Origin of the sequence: Pseudomonas sp. AD21 (assembly GCF_002878485.1) — a bacterium.
Taxonomy (GTDB): Bacteria; Pseudomonadota; Gammaproteobacteria; order Pseudomonadales; family Pseudomonadaceae; genus Aquipseudomonas.
On sequence record NZ_NQYG01000009.1, the window covers coordinates 156,813 to 170,415 of the forward strand.

The 13,603-nt window shown below is 60.9% G+C and carries 8 protein-coding genes and 1 pseudogene; 5 read left to right on the plus strand and 4 right to left on the minus strand.

All coding sequences use genetic code 11. The features are described 5' to 3' along the window. Positions 1–7: 7 nt before the first annotated feature. The gene (locus PseAD21_RS08535; protein ID WP_102355307.1) at positions 8–2,197 is read left to right on the plus strand and encodes a patatin-like phospholipase family protein; all 2,190 of its coding nucleotides are present in this window, start codon (positions 8–10) and stop codon (positions 2,195–2,197) included. Between the two features lie 167 nt (positions 2,198–2,364). Here the strand turns inward: PseAD21_RS08535 and PseAD21_RS08540 are convergent, their stop codons facing one another. The 3 genes from PseAD21_RS08540 to recQ all read right to left on the minus strand — a co-directional run bounded on the left by PseAD21_RS08540 (position 2,365) and on the right by recQ (position 6,965). Then, positions 2,365–4,140 (minus strand): FimV/HubP family polar landmark protein, encoded by a 1,776-nt coding sequence (locus PseAD21_RS08540; RefSeq protein ID WP_102355308.1) that lies wholly within the window; start codon positions 4,138–4,140, stop codon positions 2,365–2,367. Positions 4,141–4,267: 127 nt separating this feature from the next. Further along, entirely contained in the window at positions 4,268–4,702 is a 435-nt protein-coding gene (locus PseAD21_RS08545) for a MarR family transcriptional regulator (protein WP_064586519.1), read from the minus strand. 133 nt (positions 4,703–4,835) lie between these two features. Then, positions 4,836–6,965, minus strand: a complete 2,130-nt coding sequence (recQ, locus tag PseAD21_RS08550) for a DNA helicase RecQ (protein WP_102355309.1) — start codon at positions 6,963–6,965, stop codon at positions 4,836–4,838. 389 nt (positions 6,966–7,354) lie between these two features. Between recQ and PseAD21_RS08555 the strand changes: the two genes are divergently transcribed. The 4 genes and pseudogenes from PseAD21_RS08555 to PseAD21_RS30225 form a co-directional block, all read left to right on the plus strand. Next, on the plus strand, positions 7,355–7,942 hold the full coding sequence (locus PseAD21_RS08555; RefSeq protein ID WP_102355310.1) for a YecA family protein: 588 nt from the start codon (positions 7,355–7,357) through the stop codon (positions 7,940–7,942). A 10-nt stretch (positions 7,943–7,952) separates the two neighbouring features. After that, positions 7,953–8,348 carry a YbaN family protein gene (locus tag PseAD21_RS08560; RefSeq protein ID WP_102355311.1) on the plus strand — a complete coding sequence of 132 codons (396 nt, stop codon included), beginning with the start codon at positions 7,953–7,955 and terminating at the stop codon, positions 8,346–8,348. 124 nt (positions 8,349–8,472) lie between these two features. Next, positions 8,473–9,618 (plus strand): AAA family ATPase, encoded by a 1,146-nt coding sequence (locus PseAD21_RS08565; protein ID WP_256588108.1) that lies wholly within the window; start codon positions 8,473–8,475, stop codon positions 9,616–9,618. After that, positions 9,581–9,728, plus strand: a pseudogene (locus PseAD21_RS30225) (DUF6124 family protein); the annotation flags it as partial. The gene PseAD21_RS08565 and the pseudogene PseAD21_RS30225, both read left to right, overlap by 38 nt. Positions 9,729–9,946: 218 nt before the next feature. Here PseAD21_RS30225 and PseAD21_RS08570 read toward each other — a convergent pair. Further along, the coding region (locus tag PseAD21_RS08570) for an S-layer family protein (protein ID WP_146011271.1) at positions 9,947–13,603 on the minus strand (3,657 nt) is incomplete at its 5' end.

Below are 13,603 nucleotides of genomic sequence, written 5' to 3' on the forward strand. Positions count from 1 at the left end.
ACTCACCATGCGCCGTTTGCTGTTTTGCCTGTTGCTTGGCTTTCTTCCTTTGCTCGTTCACGCCAGTGAGGCATCGCGCCCGAAAGTCGGCCTGGTGCTGTCCGGTGGTGCCGCCCGTGGTCTGGCGCACATCGGCGTGCTCAAGGCCCTTGAGGAACAAGGCATCAAGATCGATGCGATTGCCGGCACCAGCATGGGCGCGGTGGTCGGCGGCCTGTATGCCTCGGGCTACAAGATCGATGAACTGGAAAAACTCGCGCTGAACATCGACTGGCAGCAGGCACTGTCCGACGCTCCGCCACGCGAAGACGTGCCGTTTCGACGCAAGCAGGACGACCGCGATTTTCTGGTGAAACAGCAACTGAGCTTTCGCGATGACGGCAGCCTCGGCCTTCCATTGGGGGTGATTCAGGGCCAGAACCTGGCGCTGATGCTCGAAAGCCTGCTGGCGCACACCAGCGACACCCGGGACTTCGACAAACTGCCGATCCCGTTCCGCGCCGTCGCCACCGACATCGCCAACGGCGAAAAAGTGGTGTTCCGCAAAGGCCATCTGCCCCAAGTGATCCGCGCCAGCATGTCGATCCCGGCGGTATTTGCTCCGGTCGAGCTGGACGGCCGACTGCTGGTGGACGGCGGCATGACCGACAACATCCCGCTCGACGTCGCCCGGGAAATGGGCGTCGACGTGGCCATCGTGGTCGACATCGGCACCCCGCTGCGCAACCGCAAGCAACTGACCACCGTGGTCGATGTGCTGAATCAGTCGATCACCCTGATGACCCGGCGCAACTCCGAAGAACAGCTGGCCGCCCTCAAGCCCTCCGATGTGTTGATCCAGCCGGCACTGGCGGCGTTCGGCGTGACTGATTTCGGCAAGGCCCAGGAGATGATCGACGCCGGTTACCGCGCCACGAAGATTCTCGACGCGCGCCTCGCAGTGCTCAAACCCCGCGAATCCCAGGACGCCGAACTCAATGCTGCCCGCGCCCCGGGCCAGCGCACGCCGATCATCACCGCAATCAAAGTCGAGAACGACTCGAAAGTCGGCGACGACGTGATCCGCTACTACATCCGCCAGCCCATCGGCGAACCGCTGGACCTCGGCCGACTGCACTCGGACATGGGCACACTGTACGGCCTCGACTACTTCGAACAGGTGCAGTACCGCGTGGTGCACAAGGGCCAGGATCACACCCTGGTGATCAGTGCCCGGGGCAAACGCAGCGGCACCGATTACCTGCGGGTTGGCCTGAACCTGTCGGACGACATGCGCGGTGACAGCGCCTTCAACCTCGGCGCCAGTTACCGCATCAACGGCATCAACCGCCTCGGCGCCGAATGGCTGACCCGGGCGCAGATCGGCGACAAACAGGAGCTCTACACCGAGTTCTATCAGCCGCTGGACGTCGGCTCGCGCTATTTCGTCGCGCCTTATGCAGCGTTTGAAGCGCAGAACGTCGATGCCGTGCTCGACAACGACCCGATCGCCCAATACCGCGTCGAACGCTACGGATTCGGCCTCAACTTTGGCCGACAGATCGGCAACAACGGCGAAATCCGCTTCGGCGTCGGTGAAGCCTGGGGCAAAGCGGATGTGCGGATCGGCGATCAGGATCTGCCGAGCGAAAACTTCAAGGAAGGTTTCTATTCGCTGAAGTACTCATTCGACTCGCTGGACAACGTCTACTTCCCCCACGAAGGCAAGGACGTCAGCCTGACCCTGCAGCAATTCGAACCGAGCCTGGGTTCGGACACGCGCTATCGCCAGTGGGAATTCAAACTCGACAAAGCCATGAGCCATGGCCCGGACACGCTGATTCTCGGCGGGCGCTATGCCCGCACGCTGGACGATGCCAACGTGGTGACCTCAAGCTTCCTGCTCGGCGGCGCGCGGCAGTTGTCGGGGTTCCGTGAGGACTCGATCTCCGGGCAGAACATCAGCCTGATGCGCGCCGTGTATTACCGTCGACTGACGCCGCGTTCGTACCTGCCGCTGGACTTCCCGCTGTACGCCGGCGCCTCGCTGGAACGGGGCCGGGCATGGAACAACAACAATGAATTCGACAGCGGCTATATCAATGCCGCCAGCGTGTTCATCGGTTTCGATACGCCGCTGGGGCCGTTGAATTTCACGTATGGCTTGAATGATGCGAACGAGCAGGCGGTTTATCTGAATCTGGGGCAGACGTTCTAAGCACTCAGGAGGATTGATGTTGCCTGGCAGGCCGCCTTCGCGAGCAAGCCCGCTCCCACAGTTTCGGAGGTGTTCACAATATCTCTGATCGACACAAAAACCTGTGGGAGCGGGCTTGCTCGCGAAGGCGATTGTTCAGTCACCCAACAATCCCGGTAACTCAACCATCAGCGAATCCCCGCCAATAACGTCCGCGCGGTCTGTTTGAGCGGCTCGTCCCCTTCCTTGAGCAACTCATTGAGCAACGCAATCGCGCTGTCGATATCCCCGTCATCAATGCAGGTCTGCGCCTGTTCGAGTTTCACTGATCCAGCGGCTGGTTCCGGTTCCTGCCACGCCAGCGGCTCCAGCCCCAGTGATGGCTGCGGATCGCCAAACTCATTGAGAAAATCGTCATCCAGCGGCTGCGCGTCTGGCTCGGGGATCCATTCCAGCTCCGTCTCATGGTTCACTGCGGCTTCAGGCAATTCAAAGTCCGTCGGCAACATCTCAAGGCGCGAACCCGACACGGAGACGGCTGCTGACGGCCGATCGGCTGCCGCACGGCCATCCTCCAGATCCCAGCTGGACGCCATCGACAACTCGCCCAGGTTCAATTCGAAATCATCCTCTGGCGCCGGTTGTGCCGCAGCCACCGGTGCGGCAACGACGACAGGCACTACCGGTGCCATTGGCGCAGCACTGTTGAGCTTTGGATGACGTGCACGGATAGCCTCCAGTTGCTGCGGATCGACTCCTGCCCCGCGCAACTGGGTTTCCTGTTGCTCATAGGCCGCGCTGTCACCCTGGCGCCCCAGCACTTCGAGCAATTGCAGCCCCAGATCGATGCGCTTCGGCTCCTTGTCCAAGGCATTGCGTAGCATCCCGGCAGCCTCGTTCAGGCGTCCGTAGGCCAGGTAAATCCCCACCGCTTCCAGCACGTCGCCCGCCGCCGGCTCTTCACGATGCTCGGTGGTTGCTTTGATGCTGGTGGAAGCTGTGGTGGGGGTCTCATCCAGATCCGGTTCATGGCCTGCCGGGACAATCGCCAGCGGCGCAACATCCTGGGCCAATTGACGGCGACGGCGCACGAATAGCCCGCCCCCCAACACGCCCAGCAACAGCAGCAAACCGCCGAGCAGCGGCCAGTTCAGGCCGTCGTCTTCGGCTTGCGGCGGTGCGGGCGCAGGCTCGGGTGCCGTTGGTGATATGACCGGTGCCGGTGGCTTTTGCAGCTCGGTCAACCGCGTTTGCAGATCACTGACCTGCTTTTTGCCATCGGCAATCTGCGCATCCTGCGCCTGCAGTTTCGCGTTCAGTTCGTCGACGGTCTTTTGCAGCTGCTGGTTCTGCAGCACGTTGGCCGCCAGTTGCTCGGTCAGCGCCGCGTTGGCCGGTGCAGCCGCCGCAGGTGGCACCGACGCTGAAGGGGCAACGTCGCGTTTGCCCTGGGCAGCCTGAGGCGCCGCCGTGGCGGGGTCGACGGTAGGGAATTCAGAGGATTGCGGGCGTGGGGCGGGTTCATCCGTGGCCGGCACGATGCTCGGAGAACCCGGCGGATCGATCAGCAGCGTGTACTCGCGCAGCAAACGGCCATTGGGCTGATTGAGCTGCAGCAGAAAATTAAGGAAAGGTTCTTTGACCGGTTTGCGCGAGGTCACCCGGATCATCTGGCGATTGCCATGCAGGATCGGGGTGAACCGCAGGTCATTGAGGAAGAACACCCGCTCGACCCCGGCCCGGCCGAATTCCTCCGCCGTGGCCAGACTGACCGAGAGGTCGCTGGCACTGAGGCCACTGGCATCGACCAGCGCGATGTCGGCCTTGAGCGGCTGATTGAGGCCTGAGTGAACAGTGATGTCCCCCAGACCCAGAGCCATCGACCAGGTCGAATAGCTGAATACGCCAGCGACCAGCAGCCATTTGGCGCCACCGCGCAGTACCACGTGCCGACTTGCGAGCATGAGCATCCCTTAAATAAGCAAAACCGACTTCTATGCGTTCGCACATCCGGTACGAACACGATATTGCCCAGTAGTTCTTATAGTCTGCTCTGCGCGATCCCTCAAAGAACCGGCGTGCGGTTATGCCTCAAGATTTTTCCAGGTTGGCCAGAATGTGCCCGTGAACCCGCATGCAGACCTTCATGTCCGCCTCGTCGATACCGACGAACAGCTCGCTGCGTAGTTGCGTGGCAATGGTTTCGATTTGTTCGATCAGTGGCAGCGCCGGGGCGCAGAGAACGATTTTTTTCGCCCGACGGTCTTCCATCACGGACTGGCGTTGCACCAGGCCCTGGCTTTCCAGGCTATCGAGCAAGCGGGCCAGGGTCGGCCCTTCGACGCCGACACTTTGCGCCAGCTCGCGTTGGGTCGGCGCGTCTTCAAATCGCGCCAGATGCAGCAGCACCAGCCAGCGGGCCTGGGACAGACCCAGACCAGCCAGGCGGCGATCCAGTTCGGCACGCCAGCCACGGGACATCTGGGCCAGTTGCATGCCAAAGCGGTGTTGATCGGTTAACGGCATAAAACACTCATGAGTAGACTGACAAATAGAGAAAAACTAATTATTAGTCAGCTAAGCATGACATTTGGCTATAGGCAAGAGCCGACCTGTACTGAATCGTTACAACTGCCTGACGGTTGGCGCAAACGCCGTCTTACATTTCGAATTCCGATTGCAGCGCAGCCCTTACGCAATAGAGCACACCCTCCGGAACACGACCCGCAAACAGCTCGGCCACTTCAGCGACCGACGGCAATTCGCCCTCGCCGTCGAGGAACGCGTCCTGCACTTCCCCCATCAGCTCTTCCGGTAAGTCCAGCGCCTGCTCCAGCGACAACTGCTGCTTGCCGATGGCCTCGGCGAGCATCGTGTAGACGTTCTTCTCCGAGCACTGCAACTGCCCGGCGATCTGCATCGGAGTCATGCCGGCGCGGGCCAGGGTGATCAGTTCGTGACGCACGTCGGCCACCACTTTCGGCGCCTCGGCCTCGCCGCCGAGCACTTCGAGGAAGGCCTCGCCGTAACGCTCCAGTTTGCGCGCACCGACACCACTGACCCGAGCCATGTCTGCCAGCGAGGTCGGCTGGCTGCGGAGCATTTCCAGCAACGTCGAGTCGGGGAAGATGACGTACGGCGGCACGCCATGTTCTTCGGCGAGTTTGCGCCGCAGCGCGCGCAGGGCTTCCCACTGTTCGCGCTCTTCGCCACGCACCAGTTGGCTGGCCGGGCTCTTGCTGTTGCTCTTGGCAGCGACTTGCGGCTTGAGATCGCGGCGCAGCTCCAGGCTCACTTCGCCCTTGAGCAATGGCCGGCAACTGTCGTTGAGGCGCAGACCGCCATAACCTTCGTGATCGACATCCGCCAACCCTCGCGCCACCAACTGGCGGAACAGCGAGCGCCATTCGCTCTCGCTCAGCGCCTTGCCGACACCCCACACCGACAGGTGCTGATGGCCGAAACTGCGAATTTTCTCGTTGTCCTTGCCCAGCAGCACGTCGACCAGATGACCGACGCCATACCGCTGCCCCGTGCGGAAAATCGCCGACAACGCCTGACGCGCAGGTTCAGTGGCGTCCCAGGTCTGCACGCCATCGACACAGTTGTCGCAATGGCCGCACGGCTCGGGCATGTCTTCATCGAAATACGCCAGCAGGGTCTGACGACGGCAACGGGTTTCTTCGCAGAGCGACAGCATGGCGTCGAGCTTGTGCTGCTCCAGACGCTTGTGGCGCTCATCGCCTTCGGAGTTCTGCAGCATTTGCTTGAGCATCACCACGTCTTGCAGACCGTAGGCCATCCACGCATCTGCCGGCAGACCGTCACGGCCGCCGCGACCGGTTTCCTGGTAATAGGCTTCAAGGGATTTCGGCAGATCGAGGTGCGCGACAAAACGCACGTTGGGTTTGTCGATGCCCATGCCGAACGCCACGGTGGCGACCATGATCAGGCCTTCCTCGTTGAGGAAGCGCTTCTGGTTGAACGCCCGCAGATCGTTGGGCAGACCGGCGTGATACGGCAGCGCCGGGAAACCCTGCTCACTGAGGAACGTCGCCACTTCCTCGACTTTCTTGCGCGACAGGCAGTAGACGATGCCGGCATCGCTGCGCCGCTCGGCGAGGAACGCCAGCAACTGCTTGCGCGGCTGCTCCTTGGGCACGATGCGGTAGAAGATGTTCGGGCGATCGAAGCTCGAGAGGAAGCGCTCGGCATTCTGCAGATGCAGCCGGGTGACGATTTCTTCGCGGGTGCGCTTGTCGGCGGTGGCGGTCAGGGCGATGCGCGGCACGTCGGGGAACATTTCCGCCAACTGGCCCAGTTGCAGGTATTCCGGACGGAAATCGTGGCCCCATTGCGATACACAATGCGCCTCGTCGATGGCGAACAGCGCAATGTTCAAGCCTTGCAGGAACGACAGCATGCGCGGCTGTACCAGGCGCTCGGGGGCCAGATAGAGCATTTTCACTTCGCCGCGCTTGATCCGCGTCGCCAGATCACGCTGCTGTTCGGCACTCAGCGTGGAGTTCAGCGCCGCAGCGGCCACGCCCAGCTCTTCGAGGGTGGCGACCTGATCGTCCATCAGGGCGATCAACGGTGAGACGACCACCGCCAGGCCCTCGCGCAACAGCGCCGGCACCTGGAAGCACAGCGATTTGCCACCACCGGTAGGCATCAGCACCAGCGCATCACCGCCGCTGGCCACGCGCTCAATGATTGCACCCTGACGGCCACGGAAACTGTCGTAGCCGAAGATGTCCTTGAGGACGCGTTGAGCCTGTTCGAGCATAAAAACTCCAAAAATCTACCGAAACATCCCTGCACAGGCTGGTTCAGGACAGCCATGGCTGCTTAAACAAAACGTAAGAGCGCATTGCAATGACAGCCGCAATACGGGCAGGGACCGCAAAACGCGGCAGTATACCCGAGCCCTCCCCGGCAGGGGGTGCCGCTGAGAAGACACTGATTAATCTGCCACACATAACTCCCTGTAGGAGTGAGCCTGCTCGCGATGACGGCGGCACTTCCAGCATCAAAGTGACTGACACACCGCTATCGCGAGCAGGCTCACTCCTACAGGTTTTGTGTTGTAGCCGGCAAATCTGCCGTGCGGCTGGCTTGAGCGCTCAAGAAGGCCTAGAATTCCCGCATTGTTTATTCCCCCAAGGTAGCCCCGTAATGTCCTTCGCTGAGCAACTAACCCGCCTGCAAGTCTTTCTCGACGCCGACGAGCTGCACGAAGAGGCGCTGGATTACGTGGCCGCCCACGGTTACCTGACCGCGTTGTCGATCTGTGCCGAAGACGTACCGGAGCGTGAGTGGATCGACGCCCTGTTCGCTGAAGAACCGCATTACGCCGATGACGCCCAGCGCGCAGAAATCGAAGCCACGCTGATCGGCCTCAAGGCGCACATCGCCCGCCAACTGGCCTCCGATGAAGAATTCGAGCTGCCATGTGACCTGGATCTCGGCGAAGAGCCGGACGATTCCGAACTGCGCGGCTGGTGCATCGGTTTCATGGAAGGCGTGTTCCTGCGTGAAGCCGCCTGGTTCGAGACCGCCGAAGAGGAAGTCAGCGAAATGCTCCTGCCGATCATGGTCGGTTCGGGCCTGTTCGACGAACAGCCAGAGTTCGAAGACATCGCCAAGGACGCCAACCTGATGGACGACATGATCGTGCAGATCCCGGAAGCCCTGACCGCGCTGTACCTGCTGTGCCAGGCGCCAGACGAAAAACCGGCGATCCTCAAGCCACGTCACCACTAAGAACCAGCCTATGGACAACCCCATAGGCAACCGTCCCCTGATGTTGCGCTACTTGCTGCTGGCCATCGGCTGGCTCAGCGTGGCATTGGGGGTGATCGGGATCTTCCTGCCCGTCCTGCCCACCACGCCCTTCCTCCTGCTCGCAGCGGCCTGCTTCGCGCGCAGCTCTCCGCGTTTCTATCAATGGCTGGTCGAGCACCCGAAGCTCGGGCCATGGATCCGTGACTACCTCAATGGCAACGGCATTCCGCTCAAGGGCAAGGTCTATGCGATCGGCCTGATGTGGGCGAGCATTGTGTTTTCGTGTTACCTGGTGCCACTACCGTGGGCGCGGGGGTTCATGTTGACGAGTGCGGTTTTGGTGACGGTTTATATTTTGCGGCAGAAGACCTTGCGCAAACCTTGATGCACTACTGGATAGAGGACAGGTATGCACCTGTTTCCAATCACAGTAGAATTTGCGCCAAATCTGATCCTTGGAAACACCACCACTGCCGCAGCCTGGCATCGGTCTACATGGAGGAAAGTCTGTGAAACTGATCAGGCTGGAGCTGGAAAACTACCGTTGTTTCCCATCGCTGACACTTGAACTCGATACTCATCTGACTTTGTTGGTCGCGCGCAACGGTCAAGGCAAGACAAGTCTGTTGGATGCTATCAAGGTGGCGTTGTGGCCTTACGTTCGCGGGTTTGACCTCGGCAGCACTACCAATGACATCACCGGAATTCATCCGGAAGACGTTTTTTTGCGCCCCCTAAAAGCGCATCAAATGGAACCATCTCTTCCTGCTCGACTGTCTGCTCAAGCAACTCTGCATGGACAAAACTGGGAGTGGACTCGGCGCCGTGAAAGCATTCGTAAAGGCACACAGACCCGCGGTGATGACGCGGCCAACAAGCTTGAGGCAGCAGCCGAAGCCTTAGAGGTACAGATTTTCAACCGCGCAGTTTCGGACCAGCCTCCATTCGATTTACCCGTTCTGGCCTACTACGGCACCGGTCGGCTCTGGAGTCAGAAAAAGCTGACCGCTGCATTCGAGAAGGCGGAAAACGCCGAATTTTCCAGGACGTACGCCTACCGCGATTGTCTGGATCCGGCATCCAGTTATAAGCACTTCGCTAAGTGGTACACGCGAATTTTCCGCAGTTACCGCGATGAGCAAATTCGCAACATTGAACGCGGACATCTGAGTATTGATGTCAAGGATGAGTTCGCGCATCCGGTACTGGCTGTCCAGAATGCAGTAAATGCTGTCCTCGCGACTCAAACTGGCTGGAGAAATCTGGCTTATAGCAGTGAGTTTTCCGATCTTGTACTTGAGCATCCAATTCATGGGATGCTGAAAGTCAGCCAACTCAGCGACGGTATCCGTAACATCGTCGCTTTGGCGGCAGATATTGCCTATCGCTGCATAAAGCTAAATCCCCACTTGGGCATTACCGCGCCTCACCAATGCACGGGTGTGGTATTGATCGATGAGGTCGACATGCACCTTCATCCTGCGTGGCAACAAACGGTCATACCTGATCTGCTCGGTGCCTTTCCAAATATTCAGTTCATTGTCACGACACATAGCCCGCAAGTTATTACCTCGGTTCAGGCAAAGTGTATCCGTGTCCTGCACACCGTAACTGAAGACAGAAACACTCGCCTCAGCCAGAACCATCGCTCATGACTTCGCCCACCTCATACCCGCGTCGCAGCGCAGGACGCTGTTGCCAACTGATCATGCTCGGGGAGCTGGCGGTGAATCGGGTGATGGATAATCTGGAGTTGCCGCAGTAGGCCAGACAACCGATCGTTCCCACGCTCTGCGTGGGAATGCCTCTTCGGACGCTCTGCGTTCGGCTCTGGAGAGGACGCCGAGCGTCCCGGGCTGCATACCCACGCAGAGCGTGGGAACGATCACGAATGAGCAACGCCATACCATCAGACAGACAAAACCCGCCGCCCCATAACCGGGGCGGCGGGTTTTGTCGTTTCAGGCCCGAATCAAAAGCCGCTTACACCGTATCCACCTTCAGCGAATGATCATTCAACATCCCGCTGATGATCGTCGCCGTGTCGTGCCCGCTGGCAATCACCCCGCCCGCCCCCGGGGTCACGCCGTAGTGGCTGGCGAGGTTGACGCCGGCCAGGTCGATGGTCTGGTTCGGCGTGGCGCCGGCCAGGGCACTGACGTCGATGCTGGTGAGCACCGAGGCGCCGCTGCCGGTGACGGTGAAGTGCAGGTAGTCGTCGAGCGACGCCGTGGTGCCGTTTTCACCTTGCAGCAGTTGCGACAGGTCGAGCTTGTCGGTGCCCGGGGTAAAGTCGGTGATGGTGTCGTGGCCGGTGTTGCCCTTCAGGTACTGGAAGGTGTCGGCGCCCGGGCCGCCGGTCAGGGTGTTGTTGCCCATGCCGCCGATCAGCAGGTCGTCACCGCCGCCACCGTTGAGGATGTCGTTGCCCAGCCCGCCGTTGATCACGTTGTTATTGTTGTCGCCGGTCAGGGTGTCGTTGAAGTTCGAGCCGACCAGGTTTTCGATATTGCTGAGAGTGTCGGTGCCGGCGCCAATGGTGTTTTGCGCACCGAGCAGGCCGAGGTTGACCGTAACCCCGGCAGTGGCATGGGCATAGCTGACCGTGTCGATGCCAGTGCCGCCGTCGAGAATGTCGTTGCCCGGGCCGCTGTAGAGCAAGTCGTTGCCGGCGCCGCCGTGCATCTCGTTATTGCCGGAGCCGGCGGTTAGCACGTCATTGCCGTCGCCGCCGTTGAGGATGTTGTTGCCAGTGCCGGCTACCAGGATGTCGTCGCCTGCGGTACCGGTGAGGGTATGACCATCCTGATAGGTGATGCTGACATTGGCCGTGTCGCTGCCGCCGTGGTTGTCGTTGGCGGTGTAGGTACCGTTGAAGTCCGGCGTCACGTCGTGGGCGCCGGCGTAGTTGACCGTCATGGTCAGTTGGTAGTTTTCCGCTGCCGTCGGGTTACTGCCGCTGGTGTTGCTGATGTTGGTCACATGGATCTGATAAGTGCCATCGGCGCTGGCGGTGATGGTGCCGCCGTCGGCGATGCTGGTGAACGCGCCGCCGTTGACCGAGTACTCCATCGTGATGTGGCCGGCCGCCAGGTTGTGATCCAGGTTCAGGGTTTCGCCCTGTTTCAGTTTGACGGTGATCAGGTCTTCATCGTTGGCATTGGCGTTGGTCACCGCGCCGAGGTAGCCGCTGACCACCAGTACTGCCGTCATCGCTGCGGTATTGGCCGCAAACGCGTTGCGCACATCGGCCAGGCTCTGGTTGGCTGCTGTGTTGCCGGTGCCGGCGAAGTTGATCGCACCGGTGCCGGTGAAGTCCGCGCCCTTGGCCACCCAACCAGTGTTGAACGCGGTAGGCGAAGCGTTGAGCGTGTCGCCGTCGGGATCGGTGTCGTTGGCCAGCAACAGTTCGCCCGGCACTGTGACGCTGCTCGACAGCACGTTGGTGATGACGTGATCGTCCGCCGCCACCGGTGGCGAGTTGGGGATCACTTTCACGGTCAGCGTCGAGCTGGCGAGGTCGCCGTCGTTGTCGCTGAGGGTGAAACCGATGTTCTCGGTGATCACCGTGGTGGTGGTTTTCTGCGAGGTGTAGCTGTAATCGCCAGTGTCGAGGTTGATCACCAGCGTGCCGCTGTTGTTGGTGGCGATGCTCAGCGTGTTGTTCACCGTGTTGAACGTGCCGTGGTTGGTGCCGCCGCTTGGGGTCAACGAACCCTGGCCGCTGTTGGCGCGCGGGTCATAGGTATAGGTGGTGCCGTCGATCACGATGGATTTGATGAAACCGCCATCGGCACCGAACGTACCGCCCTCGCCCAGCAGCGAACCGGTGACCGGCGCCCCTTCCACGGTGCCCGACAGCACCGAGTTGAGTTGATTGAGGTCGGTGACCACCACTGCGTTGGTGTTGGTGTGGCTGATGCCGTCATAGGCCAGCGGGTCGAGGTTGGCGTTGCTCACGCCGCTGCCCAGGCCAATCGCGTAGTTCTTGATGTTGTTGGCATCGAGGAAGTTTTTCAGCGCGGTCTCGTCGGCGGTACCGATCTCCTGGCCGGTGGTCGGTTTGCCGTCGGAGAAGAAGTAGCCGACGTTCTGCGCCCCGGTGAGTTTGCCCGAGGTGTTGAAGGCGTTTTGCATCATCGCCACAGCCGCGTCGTAGTTGGTGCCACCACCCGCCGTGAGGCCGGCGAGAATCGATTTGGCGGTTGCGACGTCAACCCACACCGACGTTCTGTCGGTGGCACTGCTGCTGAAGGTGACGAGTTGCACCTTCACATCACCAAGGTCGTCATATTTGTCGAGCAAGGCACTGATGGCCTGTTTCGCCAGATCCAGCCGCGACAGCCCCGGCACGCCTGACGGATCGACCATGCTGCCGGAGATGTCGAGGACGATCAGCAGGTTCGAATCGATCTCCACCGCCGCCACCGAACGATCCGAAGGTACAGCTTTTGGCACGTCGTCGACGATGTTGACCACGAGCGTACTGGTGGTGCTGTTGCCCAGCGCATCAGTGGCTTTGTAGGTGAAACTTTCGCTCAGGGTGTTGGCGCCGTCGTTGGCGTTCGGCGTGGTTTTCGGCGCCGAGGTCAGGGTGTAGGTGTAGGTGCCGTCGGCGTTGAGCTGGATCTGCCCGTAAGTGCCGGTGGCGCTGCCGACCAGGGTGTAAGTGATCGCCCCGCTGCCGCCAGTGACCGCGCCGACCAGCGTGCCGGTGGCGGTTTCGCCGGTATTGCTCGGATCACTGCCGGTCACCGTTCCGGGGGCCAGATCCTGGCCGTCCTTGGTCAGGTCGAGAGCTTTTTCATAGACCGTCACATCCTGATCGACCGAGGCTACGAGTTTGCTGTCGGCCACATTGATGGTGATGGTGGTGGTGCTTTCGTCGCCGTCACCGTCGCGGATGGTGTAGGTGAAGGTGTCGGTGGCACCCGGTGGGCTCACCGAGTTCGGGTTGCTGTGGTAAATGGCGGTGCCCGCCGCATCCAGAGTCAGGTAGCCGTAGGTGCCGTTGATGTTGCTGTTGAGGCCACCGATCGCCGAGCTTGAAGTGTCGCCGCCGGCGCGCACGCCGACCACTGCACCGCCCGCCGCTGCGCCGTCCGCACCGGTAACGTCATTGCCCAGCACGCTGACATTGACCGTACCGCCCTCCACCACCGAGCCGGTGTCGGCTTTCGCGGTCGGCAGGTCATCGATGATATTGACGTTGATCTGCCCGGAGGCGGTGCTGCCATCGCCGTCGGTGGCGACCACGTTGAAGTTCTCGGTGAGGCTGTTGGCGCCGTTACCGGTCGGGTGAGCCTCGTTGTCCACCAGCGTGTAGCTGTAACTCACCACGCCCGTGGCCGGGTTGTAACCGGTGATGGTCAGCGTGCTGCCGAGCGGTGTAGTGACCGATTGCGGGAAGCCTGCAGCGACACCATTGGTGACCACGGCGATGCCGCCGACGGTGAGGGTTTGCAGACCATCGAGCGCGGTCACGGTGAAGGTGCCGCTCTGGGTCAGGGCCGGGGTGTTGGGGCTGCTGCCGTCGCTGAGGTTTTTTTCGTAGACCGTGAGTTCGCCACCATTGACGTCGAGGCCGTTGAGGATCACCGGGTCGTCGTTGTTGTGGATCTGCAGGACGAGATTCGCGGT

Bases quoted from the DNA above. Each gene is read 5' to 3' on its own strand.
- PseAD21_RS08560 (WP_102355311.1), top strand. From the start codon at position 7,953: ATGGACAACCCCATAGGCAACCGTCCCCTGATGTTGCGCTACTTGCTG.
- PseAD21_RS08535 (WP_102355307.1), top strand. From the start codon at position 8: ATGCGCCGTTTGCTGTTTTGCCTGTTGCTTGGCTTTCTTCCTTTGCTC.
- PseAD21_RS08545 (WP_064586519.1), bottom strand. From the start codon at position 4,702: ATGCCGTTAACCGATCAACACCGCTTTGGCATGCAACTGGCCCAGATG.
- PseAD21_RS08555 (WP_102355310.1), top strand. From the start codon at position 7,355: ATGTCCTTCGCTGAGCAACTAACCCGCCTGCAAGTCTTTCTCGACGCC.
- PseAD21_RS08540 (WP_102355308.1), bottom strand. From the start codon at position 4,140: ATGCTCGCAAGTCGGCACGTGGTACTGCGCGGTGGCGCCAAATGGCTG.
- recQ (WP_102355309.1), bottom strand. From the start codon at position 6,965: ATGCTCGAACAGGCTCAACGCGTCCTCAAGGACATCTTCGGCTACGAC.